Annotated in this window: 15 protein-coding genes; 12 read left to right on the forward strand and 3 right to left on the reverse strand. The window is 66.8% G+C overall.

Going from position 1 to position 17,849, the window contains the following annotated elements:
* Positions 1–137 precede the first annotated feature (137 nt).
* The 6 genes from L0963_RS13815 to L0963_RS13840 all read left to right on the forward strand — a co-directional run bounded on the left by L0963_RS13815 (position 138) and on the right by L0963_RS13840 (position 7,163).
* Positions 138–1,898, forward strand: a complete 1,761-nt coding sequence (locus L0963_RS13815; protein ID WP_234180101.1) for an N-acyl-D-amino-acid deacylase family protein — start codon at positions 138–140, stop codon at positions 1,896–1,898.
* A gap of 7 nt (positions 1,899–1,905) precedes the next feature.
* Positions 1,906–2,643, forward strand: coding sequence for an SDR family NAD(P)-dependent oxidoreductase (locus tag L0963_RS13820; RefSeq protein ID WP_234180104.1), 738 nt, complete (start codon positions 1,906–1,908; stop codon positions 2,641–2,643).
* Positions 2,644–2,742: 99 nt separating this feature from the next.
* Positions 2,743–3,894: an acyl-CoA dehydrogenase family protein gene (locus L0963_RS13825; RefSeq protein WP_234180106.1), complete on the forward strand. Its 1,152-nt coding sequence runs from the start codon at positions 2,743–2,745 to the stop codon at positions 3,892–3,894.
* Between the two features lie 10 nt (positions 3,895–3,904).
* Positions 3,905–4,873, forward strand: coding sequence for an acyl-CoA dehydrogenase family protein (locus tag L0963_RS19700; RefSeq protein WP_326490192.1), 969 nt, complete (start codon positions 3,905–3,907; stop codon positions 4,871–4,873).
* Between the two features lie 40 nt (positions 4,874–4,913).
* The gene (locus L0963_RS13835) at positions 4,914–5,822 is read left to right on the forward strand and encodes a LysR family transcriptional regulator (protein WP_234180108.1); all 909 of its coding nucleotides are present in this window, start codon (positions 4,914–4,916) and stop codon (positions 5,820–5,822) included.
* A 96-nt stretch (positions 5,823–5,918) separates the two neighbouring features.
* Positions 5,919–7,163, forward strand: coding sequence for an acyl-CoA dehydrogenase family protein (locus L0963_RS13840; RefSeq protein WP_234180109.1), 1,245 nt, complete (start codon positions 5,919–5,921; stop codon positions 7,161–7,163).
* An 80-nt stretch (positions 7,164–7,243) separates the two neighbouring features.
* Here the strand turns inward: L0963_RS13840 and L0963_RS13845 are convergent, their stop codons facing one another.
* Positions 7,244–8,062 carry a hypothetical protein gene (locus tag L0963_RS13845; protein ID WP_234180111.1) on the reverse strand — a complete coding sequence of 273 codons (819 nt, stop codon included), beginning with the start codon at positions 8,060–8,062 and terminating at the stop codon, positions 7,244–7,246.
* 39 nt (positions 8,063–8,101) lie between these two features.
* On the opposite strand from L0963_RS13845, the gene L0963_RS13850 reads away from it, so the two are divergent.
* The 5 genes from L0963_RS13850 (at position 8,102) to L0963_RS13870 (ending at position 13,188) form a co-directional block, all read left to right on the forward strand.
* Positions 8,102–9,286, forward strand: a complete 1,185-nt coding sequence (locus L0963_RS13850; protein ID WP_234180113.1) for a CaiB/BaiF CoA transferase family protein — start codon at positions 8,102–8,104, stop codon at positions 9,284–9,286.
* Entirely contained in the window at positions 9,283–10,152 is an 870-nt protein-coding gene (locus tag L0963_RS13855) for a crotonase/enoyl-CoA hydratase family protein (protein WP_003044683.1), read from the forward strand. The genes L0963_RS13850 and L0963_RS13855 overlap by 4 nt, the downstream gene beginning before the upstream one ends.
* 11 nt (positions 10,153–10,163) lie before the next feature.
* Positions 10,164–11,786: an acyl-CoA dehydrogenase family protein gene (locus L0963_RS13860; RefSeq protein ID WP_234180115.1), complete on the forward strand. Its 1,623-nt coding sequence runs from the start codon at positions 10,164–10,166 to the stop codon at positions 11,784–11,786.
* Positions 11,783–12,541, forward strand: a complete 759-nt coding sequence (locus L0963_RS13865) for a crotonase/enoyl-CoA hydratase family protein (protein WP_234180117.1) — start codon at positions 11,783–11,785, stop codon at positions 12,539–12,541. Before L0963_RS13860 ends, L0963_RS13865 begins: the two co-directional genes overlap by 4 nt.
* 101 nt (positions 12,542–12,642) lie before the next feature.
* A complete protein-coding gene (locus L0963_RS13870; RefSeq protein WP_234180119.1) occupies positions 12,643–13,188 on the forward strand; it encodes a hypothetical protein in 546 nt (181 codons plus the stop codon).
* 48 nt (positions 13,189–13,236) lie between these two features.
* Here L0963_RS13870 and L0963_RS13875 read toward each other — a convergent pair whose 3' ends face one another.
* Complete coding sequence (locus tag L0963_RS13875; protein WP_234180354.1) at positions 13,237–14,454, reverse strand: alkaline phosphatase family protein; 1,218 nt, start codon at positions 14,452–14,454, stop codon at positions 13,237–13,239.
* Between the two features lie 154 nt (positions 14,455–14,608).
* On the opposite strand from L0963_RS13875, the gene L0963_RS13880 reads away from it, so the two are divergent.
* Entirely contained in the window at positions 14,609–16,216 is a 1,608-nt protein-coding gene (locus tag L0963_RS13880; protein ID WP_442800565.1) for a M20/M25/M40 family metallo-hydrolase, read from the forward strand.
* 20 nt (positions 16,217–16,236) lie between these two features.
* On the opposite strand, the gene L0963_RS13885 is transcribed toward L0963_RS13880, so the two are convergent.
* Positions 16,237–17,805: an alkaline phosphatase D family protein gene (locus L0963_RS13885; protein ID WP_062902203.1), complete on the reverse strand. Its 1,569-nt coding sequence runs from the start codon at positions 17,803–17,805 to the stop codon at positions 16,237–16,239.
* Positions 17,806–17,849 lie beyond the last annotated feature (44 nt).

Here is a 17,849-nt window from a genome sequence, read left to right on the forward strand (position 1 = left end):
CCGCCTTGCCAACGCAAAACGCCGACGTCTTCTGCCCGGCCTCGCTTGCAATCGGGTGCGGTTTCGCGGAAGGCTGAAAGCGACAAGGCAAGCGACGACCCGCCCGGACGAGGCCGGCGCGCTTCGAGGAGAGGCTTATGGACTTCGATCTGGTCGTGCGCGGCGGGCTGGTTTTCGACGGGAGCGGCACCGCTCCCTTCGTCGGCGACATCGGCCTTCGCGATGGAAAAATCGCCGCAATCGGGCAGATAGCGGGCCGCGGGGTCGAGGAGATCGACGCCAGCGACCGCATCGTTACCCCCGGCTTCATCGACATTCACACCCATTATGACGGGCAGGCGACGTGGGAGACACGCATGGCGCCCTCCTCGAATCATGGCGTGACGACGGTGCTGATGGGCAATTGCGGCGTCGGCTTCGCGCCGTGCCGGCCGCACCAGCGCGACATGCTCGTCAAGCTGATGGAGGGGGTCGAGGATATTCCCGAGGTCGTGATGGTCGACGGGCTGCCATGGAATTGGGAGAGTTTCCCCGACTATCTCGACGCGCTCGATGCGCGCGAACTCGACATCGATATCGCGGCGCAGGTGCCGCATTCGGCGCTGCGCATCTTCGTGATGGGCGAACGCGGCGCGCAGCACGAGGCCCCGACCGCCCACGATCTGGCGCAGATGCGCGCGCTGGTCGCCGATGCCGTCGCCGCCGGAGCCTTCGGGGTCACGACGTCGCGCAACATGATGCACCGGACCAAGGCGGGCGAACTGGCGCCGAGCCTTTATTCCGAGGCCGACGAGCTGCGCGCGCTGATGGACGGCCTTGGCGATGCCGATGCAGGGGTGTTCCAGATCATCCCGGCACCGGCCAATGATGCCGAGAGCGAATTCGCCTTGCTGCGCGCACTTGCCGAACATGGGCGGCGCCCCTTGTCCTTCACCCTGCTTGACGTGCCCAACCAGCCGGGGGCGGGGTGGCGATCGATGCTCGCGGGGCTCGAACAGGCGCGCCGCGACGGGCTGCAGATGCGCGGCCAGGTCGCGCCGCGTCCGGTCGGCATGTTCTTCGGCCTCGACCTCAGCCTCCATCCGTTCAGCTCGCACCCGAGCTACAAGGCGATCGCCGCCCGCCCGCTGGCCGAGCGTGTGGCGGCGATGCGCGATCCGGCCTTCCGCGCGCGTCTGCTCGCCGAGACGGCCGAGGACAGCAATCCGGTGACGCTGGCGCTGATCGATGCGTTCCGCGCCGCGCATGAATGGAGCGACGGCCCCGATTATGAACCGCAGCGCGAGACGCGGATCGAGGCGCGCGCCGCGGCGGCGGGCAAGTCGGTTGCCGAATTCGCCTATGACCTGCTGCTGAAGGACGAAGGGCGGCGGCTCTTCTATCTGCCTGCCGCCAATTATTCGGAGGGCAATCTGAACGCGGTGCGCGAAATGCTGGGTCATCCCGATACGGTGATGGCGCTCGCCGACGGCGGCGCGCATTACGGCCTGATCTGCGACGCGAGCTTTCCGACCTATTTTCTCCAGCGCTGGGTCCGCGATGCCGATCCCGGCGACCGGATCGCGCTCGCCGACGCCATTGCCGAGCTGACCGCGCGTCCCGCCGCGACCGTCGGCATGACCGACCGCGGTCTCATCGCCGAGGGGATGAAGGCCGACCTCAACATCATCGATTTCAACGCACTGCGCCTGCATGTTCCGACAATCCGTTACGATCTGCCCGCTGGCGGGAAGCGCATGCATCAGGCCGCCGACGGCTATGTGGCGACGATCGTATCGGGCGCGGTCACCTATCGCGACGGGCAGCCGACGGGCGTGCTCCCTGGTCGGCTCGTGCGGCGGGGACGGGATGCGGCGCCAGCCGGCGCGGGCGATCCGGCGATCCCGCGTGCCGCCTAGGGTCAGCATGAAGGACGATACCGACTTCGCCGGAAAGGCGGTGCTGGTGGTTGGCGGATCGAGCGGGATCGGCAACGGCATCGCCCATGGCTTTCGCGCGCGCGGCGCGGCGGTCCATGTCTGGGGGACACGCGCGCAGGCGACCGATTACGACCCGGACGATGGGTCCGATCTTGCGGGGCTCGGCTATAGCTGTGTCGATGTCGGCGACCCCGACGCGATCGAGGCGGCGGCAATGCCGTTCGACCGGCTCGATGTGCTGATCCTGTGCCAGGGCACGGTCGTCTATCGGCGCGGCGAGTTCGAGCGCGAGGGATGGGACCGGGTGATGGCGGTCAACCTCGACAGCCTGATGCATATATCGCGCAAGTTCCGGCCGCAGCTGTCGCAAAGCGCCGGATCGATCGTCATCGTCAGTTCGATTTCGGGGCTCAAGGCCAATATCGGCAATCCCGCCTATGCCGCGTCGAAGGCCGGGGCGATCAGCCTGACCAAGACGCTGGGGCAGGCCTTCGCTGCCGACGGCATCCGCGTAAACGGCCTCGCGCCCGGTCTGGTCGATACCAAGCTGACCAAGGTGACGACGCAGAATCCCGACCGGCTGGAGGGGGCACTCGCGCATATCCCGCAGCGACGGATGGGAACGCCCGAGGACATGGCGGGGGCGGCGATCTTTCTTGCCTCGCCGCTTGCCTCCTATGTCACCGGTCATACGCTGATCGTCGACGGGGGCCTCTCGCTCTGATCGGGCGCCCCATCAATTCCTGCAGGTGACGCGCCGCGATTTTCGCGGCAGGAGAGGGCGGCTACGCGATTTTGCAGAGTCGGTGCGGGAGAGACTATTGTGTTCGACACGCTGGAACCGAGCAGCCTGCCGCCCGAGGATGAGGCGCTGCGCAGCCGCGTCCGTGCGCTCGCCGAGGCGGCGACGGCGGCGCGGCCCGCCGACGTCCGCGCCCGGTCGTGGCAAGGGTTCGACGCCGATTTCAGCCGCAAGCTCGGCGCTGCAGGGCTGCTCGGCCTGACGCTTCCCAAAGCCTATGGCGGCGGCGAGCGCGGCCCGTTCGCGCGGTTCGTCGTCGTCGAGGAATTGCTGTCAGCGGGGGCGCCGGTGGCGGCGCACTGGATCGCCGACCGGCAAAGCGCGCCGCTGATCCTGAATTACGGGACCGAGGCGCAGCGCCAATTTTATCTGCCGCGCATTTGCCGCGGCGAATTGTTCTTCTGCATCGGGATGAGCGAGCCGGGATCGGGATCGGACCTTGCGAGCGTTCGCACCCGCGCCGAGCGCACCGCGGGCGGCTGGCGGGTCAACGGGCAGAAGATATGGACGACCGGCGCGATGCACTGCGACTATATGATCGCCCTGCTCCGCACCTCGGGAAGCGCTGAGGATCGTCATGCCGGGCTGTCGCAGCTTATCATCGACCTGAAGGCGCCGGGGATCACCATCCGTCCGATCGTCGATCTGACCGGCGACGCGCATTTCTGCGAAATATTCTTCGAGGATGTCGATCTGCCCGCCGACGCGCTGATCGGCGCCGAAGGCGAGGGGTGGAAGCAGGTCACCGCCGAGCTCGCCTTCGAGCGCAGCGGCCCCGAGCGCATCTATTCGAGCGTCGTGCTTCTGGATGCCTGGGTGCGGCATTTACAGCATGTCGGGCGAGACGATGTGGCGGTGCGCGCGCTGGTGGGCGATTTCACCGCGCGGCTCGCGACGCTGCGCGCGATGTCGATCGCCTGCACCGCGCGGCTTGCGGCAGGCGAAAGCCCGGTGGTCGAGGCATCGCTGGTCAAGGATCTGGGGACGGCGTTCGAACAGCAGCTTCCGGTCGCGATCGGCGACGATCTTGCCGCGCATCCCGATGAACCCGTCTCGGACGAGCTTTACCGCACGCTGACCTATGTCACGCATGTCGCGCCCAGCTTTTCGCTGCGCGGCGGCACCCGCGAAATATTGCGCGGCATCATCGCCCGCGGCATGGGCCTTCGGTGAGGAGCCATAGATGACCGATTTCCTCGACCCTTTCGAACGGATGATCGCCGCGCTTTTTAGCCCCGCCGCGGTGCGCGCGGCGGAGCGCGGCGAGCCGGACGACAGGGCATGGACGGAACTCGTGGCCTCGGGTTTTCTCGATGCACTGGCTCCCGAAGACGCAGGCGGTGCGGGGCTGTCCTTTGCCGATATCGTACCGCTGTGGCTGGCCCTTGGCCGCCATGCGGTACCCTGTCCGGTCGGCGAAACGATGATTGCGCGCGCGTTGCTCGCGCAAGCGGGGAGGGCCGCGCCCGATGGACCGATTGCGATCGCCGCGCAAGCGCCGGGCGCCGCCGGGCGATTGATCGGTGCGGCGCTGGCGCGACATCTGCTCGTCGAATGGGAGGGCAATCTCTATCTTGCCGCTGTGGCGGGCGAAGCGGATGGCGGCGCGGGGGAACTCGCGGCATCGGTGCGCTGGGATAGCGAAGCCGCGACGCCGGTGGGGCCGATAGTCCCCGGCGGATTGCGCCGCGCCGCGGCGGTGCTGCGCGCGGCGCTGATCGCGGGCGCCGCCGACCGGCTGACCACGATGACGGCAGACTACGCGAAGGAGCGCATCCAGTTCGGCAAGCCGATCGGCAAGCAGCAGGCGCTGCAACAGCAGCTTGCCGTGATGGCGGAGGATATGGTCGCGGCGCGCATCGCGGCACATATCGGCGGCGCCGGTTCCTTCCCGCCTGTGCTCGCGGCGGCGGCGACCGCCAAATCGGTTGCGAGCAGCGCTGCCGCGCGGGTCGCGGCGATCGCGCATGCGGTTCATGGTGCGATCGGTATCAGCGAGGAATATGATCTTCAGCTCTATACGCGCCGGCTGCAGGCCTGGCGGCTCGCCGACGGATCGGAAAGCTATTGGAACCGCCTGCTCGGCGCCGAACGGCTGGCGGCGCCGTCGGGTTCGGTCGATTTCGTCCGCACTGCACTGGCACCGGCCTGACCGCCTGGCGCTGCCGAGGCAAGGGCGATAGGAACATGATATGAAGCGCCTGCCGCGGCTCGACCTCAACCTGCTCCAGATATTCGACGCCATCTATACCAAGGGCGGCGTGTCGGCCGCCGCGTCGCACCTCAATCTGTCGCAGCCCGCGATCAGCCATGCGCTGGCCAAGCTGCGCGCGATGCTGGACGATCCCTTGTTCATCCGTCAGGGCAATCGCCTCGTCCCCACCGGGACTGCACGGGCGGTCGCCGAACCGATCCATACGGCGCTGCGCGAACTGGTCGCGGCGCTCGACGGGGCGGGGAGCTTCGATCCCGCACAATCGACGCGCGATTTTCGCATCGGGATAAGGCTGGCGGGCGAGATGTCGCGCTTTCCAGCGCTCGCGTCGCGCGTGCTGGAAGAGGCGCCGCATGTCCGGCTGACGTCGACCGCCTTTCGGCGCCGCGATCTGGTCGCTGCGCTGGCCAACGGCGATCTCGACGTCGCGATCGACGTCGACCTGCCTGTCGAGGATCGGCTGTGCCGCGAACCGCTCGGTGTAGAGCCGTTGCTGGTGGCGGCGCGGATCGGCAATGGCCGCATCGACGGGACGCTCGACCTCGATCACTATCTGGCGCTCGATCATGTGTTCGCGACGCCGCGTCCGCACGGGCCGGGGATAGAGGATATCGCGCTGGCGCGGCTCGGCTTGCAGCGCCGCGTCGCGGTGCGCTGCCAGCATGCGATCACCGCTTGGCAGATCGTGGCGAAGACCGACATGCTCTGCACGCTTCCGCGCAGCCATGTCCGCATGCTGCAGGACATCTGGCCGATGCAGTTGTTCGACCTGCCGATCGCGGTCGCACAGAGCAGCAGTTATCTCTATTGGCATCGCGCGGTTCAGGCGGATGTCGGCCTCGCTTGGCTGCGCGCGATCATCCTCGAGGTGATGCGCGAAGAATAGGCGCCTATTCCTCAGGCGAATAGACTTTATTCGAAGTTATCATTTTTCCTGATGCCGCAGGGGCACTAGCCTTGGCCCCAACCAAGGAGAATAGCGATGACGCCGATCGAACTCGAAGCCGAACTCAACGACCTTAGAATGTCAAAGGAAGCGCAGCCGCTGTTCGATGCGGTGAAGCGCCACATCGCCGAAAATGTCGATCCGATCACCGAGGAGTTTTTCCGCTTGGGCGAAGGGCGCGCCGACCGCTGGAGCTGGGCGCCGGGGCAGCTGGAGCTGCTTGAAGGCGCGAAGGCCAAGGCGAAGGCGGCAGGGCTGTGGAATTTCTTCCTGCCCCACGGCGATACGGGAACCCCGCTCACCAACCTCGATTATGCCTATATTGCGGCCGAACTCGGCAAATCGCCGCTGGCATCCGAATCGCTCAACTGTTCGGCGCCCGACACCGGCAATATGGAAGTGCTGGAAATGGTCGGCACGCCCGAACAGAAGGATCGCTGGCTGAAGCCGCTCCTCAACGGCGAAATCCGCTCCGCCTATGTGATGACCGAACCCGGCGTTGCCTCGTCGGACGCGAGCAATCTGGAAACCAGCGCGACGCTCGATGGCGACGAGTGGGTCATCAATGGCGAGAAATATTTCATCAGCGGCGCCGGCGATCCGCGCTGCAAGATCCTGATCTGCATGGTCAAGACCAACCCGGAGGCGCCGCGCAAGGCGCAGCATTCGCAAATTCTGGTGCCGATGGACACGCCCGGCGTGCAGGTGCTCGGGCCGATGCGGGTGTTCGGTGCCGACCATGCGCCGCAGGGGCATATGCATATGCGGTTCGAAAATGTCCGTGTGCCGCGCGACAATATCCTGCTCGGCGAGGGGCGCGGGTTCGAGATTTCGCAGATGCGCCTCGGGCCGGGCCGCATTCACCATTGTATGCGCACCATCGGCAAGGCCGAGGTCGCACTCGACCTGATGGTCAAGCGCGGCAATTCGCGGACCGCCTTCGGTCGGCCGCTGTCGCAGCTCGGCAAGAATCTGGAAGTCATCGCGCGGGCGCGCTGCGATATCGAGGCGATGCGCCTGATCGTGCTGAAGGCCGCGAAGGCGATGGACCTGCTCGGCAATCGCGAGGCGCGCGTGTGGGTCAGCATGGCGAAGGCGATGATCCCCGAACGCGTGTGCCAGATCATCGATCAGGCGATCCAGATCCACGGCGCGACCGGCATCTCGCACTGGACGCCGCTCGCCGAGCTTTATGCCGACGTGCGCCATCTGCGCTTCGCCGACGGTCCCGATGAGGTCCACTATATGGTGGTCGGCCGCGACGAACTCGCGCGCCACTAGGGCGATGAAGGGCGGGGCGGGGGCGACGGAGCGCCGCTCGCCCCGCACCCGCCGGCGTTCGTTTTCCGCGCCGCGACCGATCAGCCTTCGAGATAGCGCGCCCAGATGCGCTTCCCCAAGCGATCGTAGCGCGTCATCGCCGCGATCAATGCGGTCAGCGCATCGCTTGGACAAAGCCTTTCGGGTAGCAGCGGATCGCGCATAATGGCGCGGATGGCCTGCCGCCCCAGGAGCAGCGTTTCGGCCGCCGCCACGGGCAGCCGGCTTTCGTCGATGCCCACCGCACTCTCGTCGAGACGGTCGGCGAGCTGCCGGTGCGAGACGCGCAGGGCATCGCTCTGCCACAAGGTCCGGAAGCGGGCATCGCGGGCGGCGTCCAGCCCGCTCGCCGCGGCAACGAACAGCGATGGGGCGGCATCGAGTTCGGTCAAATGGCGCCGCATCCCCGCAGCCCCATTTTCCAGATTGTCGGGGCGCACCCAGATATTGGCTTCGGCCTCGGCAAATCCTTCGAGGTCGAGCGCGCGCAGCGTTCGGCGCCAGATGGTGCGGTCGACGCGTTCCTGCGGCCCCGCGATGGCGACGAGCCAGCCCCCCTCCCAGGGCTGCCGCTGTTCGAGCCGGGTGCGCCAGCCCAGAATCCGCTGCTTCAGCACCTCCGCATTCGCGCCGATCGTATAGCGGCCGCGCGCGATCGCCTGAACCCGGCCTTCCGACTTGAGGCGCGTCAGCGCCGTCCGGATGCCCGGCGCCTCGATCCCGAAGGCCGCGCCAGCGCGCACCAGTTCGGCAACCGTGAACGCCGGCGGCGCGCCCGTGTCGAGCAGATCGAGGATGAGCATCCGCGCGCTCATGCCTCCGGCATCGGCCGAGTTTAGTATATTGCGTTCTGTGTCCATATCCGACAATATATGCAATAAATAAAGATGGAGAGGAAGATGCTGCCCCTCGAAGGCGTGACCGTAATCGATCTTACCAGCGTTGTCGCGGGGCCGCTGGCGACGCAGATCATGGCGCAGCAGGGGGCCCGGGTGTGGAAGGTCGAGCCGCCCGAAGGCGACCGCGCGCGTTTGCTGGGCGCGGTCGCGGCGCCGGGGTTCAGCTCGGCGCATGTCGCGCTCAACGCCGACAAGCAATCGGTCGCAATCGACCTTTCGCGCGCTGACGGGCAGGCGCTGTTGCGCCGCATGGTGCCGCAGGCCGATCTCCTCATCCATAATTTCCGGCCCGGGGTGATGGAGCGGCTGGGACTTGGCACCGATGTGCTGCATGCGCTGTGCCCCGATCTGGTCATCGCGCGGATCAGCGGCTTCGGTCAGGACGGGCCGATGGCGGGCGGGCGCGCCTATGATCCGATCGTGCAGGCCGAATCGGGGATGGTGAGCTGGACCGCCGAAGGTCCGCTGCTCGCCCCGCAATGGATTTGCGACAAGACCGCGGGCCTCTACGCGGCGCAAGCGGCGACCGCCGCGCTCGTCGCACGGGCGCGCAGCGGAAAGGGGGCGGTCGTTGACATTTCGATGCTGGAGGCCGCGGTCGCCTATGGCTGGATCGACCTCCACGGGGCGCAGGCCTTTCCCGATGCCACCTCGCGCATGCCTGACATCGCCGCCGTCTATCGCCCTTGGGCGACCGGCGACGGCTGGATCGTCGTTGTCATGCTGTCGCAATCTGAATTCGAAGGCTGGGCGCGCGCGATCGACGCGCCCGAGCTGCTCGTCGACCCGCGCTTTGCCGACATGACGACGCGCTTCCTCAACTGGGACGATCTGCGCGCGATCTCGGCGCCCCGCATCGCCGCGTTGACCACGCGTGAGGCGGTGGCCCGGCTGGCAGAGGCGGGCGTGCCGTGCGGCGTCGCCAACCGGTCGGCGGCGCTGCCCGGCCACGCCCAGATCGTCCATGACGGCTTCGTCGCGCTGACCGACCACCCGCAGGCCGGTGCGGTGCGCCGGACCCGGCCCGTGGCACGCTTCGACGGCGCGCGGCCGGGGTTCGAGACGCATGCGCCGCGCGTCGGTGAACACAGCCGGATGGTGCTCGCCGCGGCCGGCCTCACCGCCGAAGAGATCGAAACCGCCATCGCAAACGGCGCCGCCTGCTGCCCTGAGGAGACCCCATGACAACCTATCAGACCTTGTCCTATGCCGCCGAAAATCGGGTGGCGACGATCACGCTCAACCGTCCCGAACATTTCAACGCGATCGCGCACGGCATGCCGCGTGAGATCCGCGCCGCGGTCGAACGGGCGGAGGCCGATGCGGACGTCCATGTCATCGTCGTGCGCGGCGCGGGGCCGGGCTTTTGCGGCGGATACGACCTCAAACATTATGCCGAACGCAAGGGCGAGATCAGCGGGTCGCAGGACATGCCGTGGGATCCGACGCTCGATTTCCAGATGATGTGGCGCAATACGCAGGACTTCATGGCACTGTGGCGCGCGACCAAGCCCACAATCGCGCGCGTTCATGGCGCCGCGGTTGCCGGCGGGTCCGACATCGCGCTGTGCTGCGACTTTCTGATCATGGCCGACGATGCGCGCATCGGTTATCCCCCTGCGCGCGTCTGGGGCGTGCCGACCCCGGCGATGTGGGTCTATCGTCTGGGGCCGCAGATGGCGAAGCGCATGATGATGACCGGCGACCTGATCGACGGGCGCGAAGCCGAACGGATCGGGCTGGCGCTCGAAGCGGTGCCCGAGGCCGAACTCGACGATGCGGTCGAGCGGCTGGTCGGGCGGCTGCGCGGGGTTCCGCGCAACCAGCTGATGATGACCAAGACGGTGGTCAATCAGGCCTATGACAATATGGGGCTCAACAATACCCAGATGTTCGCGACGCTGTTCGACGGGGTATCGCGCCATTCGCCCGAGGGCATATGGTTCCGCGACCGTGCGCAGGAGGTCGGCTTCAAGCAGGCGGTTGCCGAACGCGACAGCGGCGATCCGATCGCGAGCCAGGTGTCGAAGCGCCTGCCCGCCGACGATTGAGGAGACGAAGCATGACCGCACTTCAGCCGATCGACCGGCTCGACACGCATGACGTGTTCAACCAGGTGCCGCCGTTCGAAAACAGGAACCTGTTTACCGGCGACCGCGCGCTGGTCGATGCAGTGAACTGCGCGGGCGCGGGCGAACATGGCGCCCGCCTCGCCGCGCTCGGACAGCGCTGTGGTTCGGCCGAGGTGATCGAATGGGGCGTCGAGGCAAACCGCCAGCCCCCCGTGCTCGAAACCTATGACCGCTATGGCCACCGCGTCGACGAGGTGCGCTTTCATCCCGCCTATCACGACCTGATGCGGCTGGGGCTCGATAGCGGCTTTGCCGCTGCGGCGTGGGACGGCAGCGCACGCGGCCATACGCTCCACGCGGCGATCCTCTTCCTGACCGGGCAGGCTGATTCGGGCACAAGCTGCCCGATGACCATGACCTATGCCGCCGTGCCGGCGCTGCGAGCCGAGCAGGCGGTTGCCGACGTCTGGGTGCCGCGCATCGCGGCGGGCCGCTACGATCCGGCCTTCCGCCCGGCGGCCGAGAAAGCGGGCGTCACGATCGGCATGGCGATGACCGAGAAGCAGGGCGGCAGCGACGCGCGCGCCAACACGACGCGCGCCGAACCGACCGGCGAGGCGGGCTGGTACAGCCTGACAGGGCATAAATGGTTCTGTTCGGCGCCGATGTGCGACGCCTTCCTGACGCTGGCCTATGCGACAAGCGGACTGACCTGCTTCCTTGTCCCGCGCTGGCTGCCCGACGGCACCCGCAACGCGGGGTTCCGCGTCATGCGCCTGAAGGACAAGATGGGCGATCGGTCGAACGCCTCGTCCGAAATCGAATATCATGGGGCGCTGGCCCAGAGGCTGGGCGCCGAAGGGCGCGGCGTCGCTACGATCATCCAGATGGTCCAGCATACGCGCCTCGACTGCGTGATCGGTTCGGCGCAGCAGATGCGCGGCGCGCTTGCGCAGGCGCTATGGCATACCGCGCATCGGTCGGCCTTTCAGAAGCGGCTGATCGACCAGCCCGCGATGGCGGCGGTGCTGGCCGACCTTGCCGTCGAAAGCGAGGCGGCGACGGCGCTCGGCTTCCGGCTGGCGCAGGCGTTCGACGAAGAGGATGCGCTGACGCGGCTGCTGACGCCGATCGCCAAATATTGGGTGTGCAAACGCGCACCGGGTCTGATCTACGAAGCGATGGAGGCGCATGGCGGCGCCGGCTATGTCGAGGCGGGGCCGATGCCGCGGCTGTTCCGCCAATCGCCGCTCAACGCGATATGGGAAGGATCGGGCAATGTCATTGCGCTCGACGTGCTGCGCGCCATCGCGCGCGAACCAGAAGGGGTGGCGGCGCTTCAGGATTTTCTGGCGGCGCAGCGCGGACGCGACGCCCTTTATGATCGCTGGGTCGAGGACATCGATCTGACGCGCGCCGACGAAAGTAGCGCACGGCTGCTCGTCGAGCGGCTGGCGCTTGCGGCGCAGGCCGCGATCCTGATCGGACAGGATAGTCCGATTGCCGAGGCCTTCTGCCGCCTTCGCCTGAGTGCGCGTGGCAGCGCCTATGGCGCGTTCGATGCAACCGTCGATGCGCGCGCCATCGTCGACCGCGCGATGCCTGCGGCATGAGCGTGCGGATCACTAACGACGGCGCGGTGCGCACCGTCACCATCGACCGCCCCGACTGCCGCAACGCGGTCGACCCGGCCACCGCAGACCTGTTGCGGCAGGCGTTCGCCGACTTCGACGCCGACGACAGCGCCGCGGTCGCGGTGCTGACCGGCGCGTCAGGTCATTTTTGCGCAGGCTTCGACCTGAAGGCAGTGGGGGCGGGCAACGAGCGTTACCAACCCGAAGGCGTCGGGCCGATGGGGCCGTCGCGCATGTTGCTTTCCAAGCCGGTGATCGCAGCGGTTGAGGGCTATGCGGTTGCGGGCGGCCTTGAACTCGCGCTGTGGTGCGACCTGCGCGTCGCGTCCGCCAGCGCGGTGTTCGGCGTCTTCTGCCGCCGGTGGGGCGTTCCGCTGATCGATGGCGGGACGGTTCGCCTGCCGCGCATCGTGGGGCAGGGACGCGCGCTCGACATGATCCTGACCGGGCGGCCGGTCGATGCGGCCGAAGCGCTCGCAATCGGGCTTGCCAACCGGGTCGTGGCGGAAGGGGAGGCGCTGGCAGCCGCGCAGGCGCTTGCCGCCGAGATCGCGCATTTTCCGGCGCTGTGCATGCGTACCGACCGCATGTCGGCCTATCGCCAATGGGATTTCGACCTTGCCGACGCGCTCCGCTTCGAGGGGCGCGAAGGCGCCGCGCCATTGCGCGCCGAAGCCGCGAAGGGGGCGGAGCGCTTTGTCGATGGGGCAGGGCGGAGCGGACGCTTCGACTGATCGCGTGACGGTCCGGCGCGTCTGCTATTTCCGGCATCCACAAAGCGACCGCACCGGTATAGATTGCCGCCGACAGCTATTCCGGCGCGGGAGGGTGAGCGATGCGGTTTCGGGTCTTTGCAGGTGCGGCGCTTGGCGCCGCGATGGTTGTGGCGATGCCCGCGACGGGCAAGGCGCCGCGCAAGGGAAAGGCGGTGGCCGACTGCCCCGCCGACCCCGCGCTGCCGCCCGATCTGGCCGATTGGGGGCGGATGAGTTCGGCCAAGACCATCTATGCCTATGGCGAGGCGCGCGCCGCCGACTGGCCGTCGCTCGGCGCGGCGCGCACGGGCCTGTTGCTCCATAAGGCCGAAAGCCTGCGCTACTGGATCGCGCCCGAGCGGCGGCAGGATGTGTTCAAATTCGGCGGCATGATCCCGGTCGAGGTGAAACGGGCCGGCCGGCTCGTGATCGCGCTCGACGCGGGCGCCTGGATCGATCTGGTACGCGACGGCAAGGCGCAGCCGGCGGCGGCGCACGGCCATGGCCCCGCCTGCTCGGGCATCCGCAAGATGGTCGAATATGACGTGACGCCGGGCCGCTACCTCGTCCAGATCGTCAATGCGCCCGAATTGTCGATCCGCGCGATGGCGGTGTTGCGCGACTGATCGGGCATAGCGGAACCGGCGCGCGCGGTTCCGATCGCGTTTCGCAGGTCAGCGTTGCGGCGCAAGACTTTCGAGCAGCGCGCCGCGCGCATCGTTCGGCAGCGGCTTGACGCCGATCAGGCGCATCAGAAGCGGATAGACCTCGATATTGTCGACCAGCCCGACGTCGCCGCGCAGGCCGCTGCCATAGGCGATGAACAAGGCGCGCATGTCGGGGTCGTCATTGTCATACCCATGCGCTCCGCCCATCACCGGGTAGGCCGGCTTGCCCGCGACGATCGTCCAGCCGTTCTCCGCGATGCAGATGATCGCCGCGACGCGCGGATTGTGCCCATAGTGAAGGCGTTCCGGCAGATCCTCGCGGCGTCGGCAGGTCATATGGTCGTGCGGCTTCAGCAGCGCGTCATAGACCCGGTCGTCGGTGCCGGCGGCGGGTTCGATCGCAGCATAGGGGCCGGTCTCCACCGCGATAATACTCGGCAAATCGATCAGGTCGGCAAGGTCGACGATCCGCGTGTCGCTGATCGCGTGCATGCCATGATCGGCCACGACCAGAAGCCGAACGGGCTGGTCGAGGTCTTTCAGCCCCGACAGCAGGTCGCCGATGCGGGCATCCACCTCGGTCACCGCAGCATTGAGTTCCGCCGAGTCCGGGCCGAAATGATGCCCCGCGGTATCGACGGCGTCGAAATAGAGCGTCACGAAGGCCGGGCGGATCGCGCGCGGGCGGCGTAGCCAGTCGAGGACCGCGTTGACGCGCTGCACATTGCTGACATTTTCATCGTAGCGCTGCCAATCGGCCGGACGCACATCGTGGATCGCGACCTCGCTGCCCGGCCAGAACATCGTTGCCGTTCGCACCCCGGCCTTTTGCGCCGTCACCCACGCGGGTTCGGCCTCGTCCCACCAGAAGGGGTCGAGCGCCTGCTTCGCATTGCCCAGGCTGAAGCGTTCGGGGGGACGCCGCGGGTCGATCATGTTGTTGCCGACGATGCCGTTGGTGTCGGGGCGTTTGCCGGTGACGATCGCATAATGGTTGGGGAAGGTCTTGGTAGGGAAGGAGGGGCGGAGCGCGCCCCGCGCGCCCTCGGCGGCGAGCTTCGACAAATTGGGTGTGATTCCGCGGTCAAGATAGTCGGCGCGGAAGCCGTCGATCGAAATCAGGATGGTGACGGGCGCGCGCTGTTCGGTGTTCGCTTCGGCGGCATAGGCATAGGGTGACGCTAGCGAGCAAAGTGCCGCGATCAGGATCATCAGGCGAGTCATGGTCATCGCGCTAGGATGGCCGCGTGACAACCGCGCGACAAGCTCATTGCGCGTTGCCGCGCCGGTTCGGCCACATCCATGCTTGCAATCGCGCTCTTGCCATGGTGCACCCGGTTTCATCCGAAACCACGGACGAAATGAAGGGGACGCGTTCATGAACAGGGGTTTGATGGCGGCGCTGCTGGTCGGCGCAGCATGTCTGGCCGTGCCGGCGACCGGGCAGAGCGGCGACGACACCAATCGCATCATCGACGAAGGCTATAATCGCAGCCAGGTGATGCAGACGGCACAGGAAATGACCGACGGTATCGGTCCACGCCTGACCAATTCGCCCGCTATGCGCCGGGCCGAAGCCTGGGCGATCGGAAAGTTCGAAGGCTGGGGCCTGTCCAATGTCCGCCGCGATGGCTTTGAATTCGGCCGCGGATGGGAAATCCTGTCGGTCAGCGCGCGTATGGTCGCGCCGCGCCCGCTCGCGCTGACCGCCATTCCGATTGCCTGGACGCCGTCGACCAACGGACCGGTGACCGCCCCGATCATCGTCGCGCCGATGTCGAAGGAAGAACATTTCGCCGAATGGAAGGGCAAGCTCGCCGGCAAGATCGTGCTCGTGTCGCTGCCGGGCGATGGTGACGAGCCCGACAAGCCGGCCTTTCGCCGCCTGAGCAGCGACGACATCGGCAAGATCGACGAGTTTCGCCAGCCCAAATATGATCCCGATGCGCTCAATCGCCGGCTGGAGCGCGTGACGTTTGCCGAAAAGCTCGATGCCTTTCTGAAGGCCGAAGGCGCGCTGGCGATGGTTCGGCAATCCTATCGCGACAGCAAGCTCGTCCATGGCGAGGGCTATAATTATCGCGTCGGCCATTCGCCTACGCTGCCCGGCATCGAACTCGCCGCAGAGGATTATCGGCGCCTGGCGCGGCTCGCGAAAAGCGGCGCGCCGCCGCAGCTCGAGATCGATTCCAACGTCCGCTACGACGACAGCGATACGCGCGCCTATAATATTATCGCTGAAATTCCGGGGACCGACCCCAAGGCCGGCTATGTCATGGCTGGTGCGCATTTCGACAGCTGGGTGGCGGGCGACGGCGCGACCGACAATGGCGCCGGCAGCGCCGTCGTGATGGAGGCTGCGCGCATCATTCGCAAGCTCGGCATTCGGCCGAAGCGCACAATCCGCTTCGTCCTGTGGAGCGCGGAGGAGCAGGGGCTGCTCGGGTCGCTCGCCTATGTCGACAAATATCTCGCGGCGCGCCCCGGCCCGACCGAGGGCGAGGACGGCAACGCGCTCTATTATGGCTGGCCGAGCCGGTACCCGATCACGCCAAGGCCCGGTTACGGCGACCTCAAGGCCTATTTCAACATGGACAATGGCTCGGGCAAGCTGCGCGGCATCTATGCCGAGGGCAATATCGGCGCGGTTCCGATCCTGCAATCCTGGCTCGCGCCCTTTACGAGCATGGGCGCGGGCAAGGTCGTTGCGGGGCCGACTAGCGGCACCGATCATGTCTATATGCAGTCGGTCGGGGTGCCGGGGTTTCAGTTCATCCAGGATCCGCTCGATTATGGATCCCGCACGCACCACAGCAGCGCCGACACCTTCGACCATCTGAAAGCCGACGATTTGCGCCAGGCTTCGGTCGTGATGGCGGGGATGCTGGTCACGGCGGCGAACAGCGACAAGACGCTGCCGCGCTTCCCGGTGCCGACGCAGCCGACGCCCTATAATCCGTTCAAATACAAGGACCCCAACGACTGAGCGACGGGTATCCGCCGGGGTCAGGCCATCTTGATCCCGGCGATGCCGTTGTCGACGACACCCGTCGCGCGTTTCGACAGCGTGCCCAGCGGCACCGTCACCTTGTCGACGACCATGAAGTGCGTCTGCCACGCGTCGCGGTTCACATCGCACACGACATAGCCGCGCTGGTCATTGGCGAATTTGAGTTCGGGATTGAGCTTCAGAAACTGGTCGGTGCCGGCGCGCAGATCGCTGCCGTCGCCGCCGCTGCTGATCGAGGTGGCAACGAATTCTGCGCCGACGACCTTGTCCTTGAGCACCAGATCGCCGCAGAAATTCTGATGCTCGTCGCCCGTCAGTACGACGCAGTTCTTGAGACCGGCGAAGCGCGACAGAATGCGTTCGCGCGGCGCCTCATAGCCCGCCCAGCTGTCGAGGTTGACGATCTTTTCGGGCTCGTCGGCCTTGCGCCGCCGGTCGAGCGACATCATCGTCACCTGCTGCGCGATCGCGTTCCACGTCGCGCCGCCTTGCGCCAGGTTTTTCGCCAGCCACTCTTCCTGCGCCTTGCCGAGAATTTGCGCATTCTTTGCAAAGACATCGGGGCAGGCGGGCTTGAACCCGTCGCCGCACGGCTGGTTGTCGCGATACTGGCGGGTGTCGAGCACCTGCATCGCCATCAGGTCGCCATAGCGGAATTCGCGGTTCGCGGCGATGAAGCCGCCGCGCGGCAACAGCGCCTTGCGCACCGGCATATGTTCGTACCACGCCTGGAACGCGGCCTGCCGGCGCAGCATGAAGACTTCGGGCGGCGGAGCGTCGGGATCGTTGCCGTCGAGGCCCATCTTCCAGTCGTCATAGACCGATACCCAGTCGTTGCGGATTTCATGGTCGTCGAAGGTCGAGATGAAGCCATGCGCCGAGCGTGCCGCCTGCATGTCGATGTCGAGCAGCGTCTGGGTATAGGCGGTGCGGAAATCGCTCAGATCCTGAAGCCCGCGGAGCGCATATTTGCGCACCGGCCGGATCGGCAGGCCACTGTCGTAAAGATAGTCCTGCTGATATTCGTAGATGAAGTCGCCATAATGGTAGACGAAATCCAGCTCTTCGCGGGCAAGATGGCGATAGGCGCCATAGAAGCCCGATTCATAATGCTGGCAGCCGCAAACCCCGAACTTGACCTGATCGGTGCGCGCGCCGGTCGCGGGCAGCGTGCGGGCGCGGCCGCGCAGGCTGCGTTCGCCGCCAGCGGTGAAGCGGTAATAATAGGGGCGGCTGGGCTGCAGCCCGGCAACCTCGACATGGACGCTATGGCCAAGCTCGGGGCGCGCCAGTTCGGTGCCGTTCGCGACGACCTTGCGAAAGCCGCCGTCCTCGGCGACTTCCCATTCGACCGGAACCGGAACCAGCGGCATGCCGCCGTGCGGCGCCATCGGGTCGGGCGCGAGGCGGGTCCAGATGACGAAACCGTCGCTCGCGGGATCGCCGGCGGCGACGCCGAGGCTGAACGGGAAATCGCGAAAGAAACCGGCCTCGGCGCGCAATATCGCCGGGGCGGACAAGCCGGCAAGCGTGGCGGTGGCAAGGAAATTGCGGCGCGAGAACATGGCGGGACTCCGGGGGGAAACGAATCGTGCTCCCCAGATAGACT

The organism is Sphingopyxis sp. NFH-91, from assembly GCF_021401285.1.
GTDB lineage: Bacteria > Pseudomonadota > Alphaproteobacteria > Sphingomonadales > Sphingomonadaceae > Sphingopyxis > Sphingopyxis terrae_A.

Coding starts and splice junctions, on each gene's coding strand:
- L0963_RS13845 (WP_234180111.1), bottom strand. CDS start 8,062: ATGGACACAGAACGCAATATACTAAACTCGGCCGATGCCGGAGGCATG.
- L0963_RS13880 (WP_442800565.1), top strand. CDS start 14,609: ATGAACAGGGGTTTGATGGCGGCGCTGCTGGTCGGCGCAGCATGTCTG.
- L0963_RS13875 (WP_234180354.1), bottom strand. CDS start 14,454: ATGACTCGCCTGATGATCCTGATCGCGGCACTTTGCTCGCTAGCGTCA.
- L0963_RS13815 (WP_234180101.1), top strand. CDS start 138: ATGGACTTCGATCTGGTCGTGCGCGGCGGGCTGGTTTTCGACGGGAGC.
- L0963_RS13885 (WP_062902203.1), bottom strand. CDS start 17,805: ATGTTCTCGCGCCGCAATTTCCTTGCCACCGCCACGCTTGCCGGCTTG.
- L0963_RS13835 (WP_234180108.1), top strand. CDS start 4,914: ATGAAGCGCCTGCCGCGGCTCGACCTCAACCTGCTCCAGATATTCGAC.
- L0963_RS13840 (WP_234180109.1), top strand. CDS start 5,919: ATGACGCCGATCGAACTCGAAGCCGAACTCAACGACCTTAGAATGTCA.
- L0963_RS19700 (WP_326490192.1), top strand. CDS start 3,905: ATGACCGATTTCCTCGACCCTTTCGAACGGATGATCGCCGCGCTTTTT.
- L0963_RS13860 (WP_234180115.1), top strand. CDS start 10,164: ATGACCGCACTTCAGCCGATCGACCGGCTCGACACGCATGACGTGTTC.
- L0963_RS13865 (WP_234180117.1), top strand. CDS start 11,783: ATGAGCGTGCGGATCACTAACGACGGCGCGGTGCGCACCGTCACCATC.
- L0963_RS13870 (WP_234180119.1), top strand. CDS start 12,643: ATGCGGTTTCGGGTCTTTGCAGGTGCGGCGCTTGGCGCCGCGATGGTT.
- L0963_RS13820 (WP_234180104.1), top strand. CDS start 1,906: ATGAAGGACGATACCGACTTCGCCGGAAAGGCGGTGCTGGTGGTTGGC.
- L0963_RS13855 (WP_003044683.1), top strand. CDS start 9,283: ATGACAACCTATCAGACCTTGTCCTATGCCGCCGAAAATCGGGTGGCG.
- L0963_RS13850 (WP_234180113.1), top strand. CDS start 8,102: ATGCTGCCCCTCGAAGGCGTGACCGTAATCGATCTTACCAGCGTTGTC.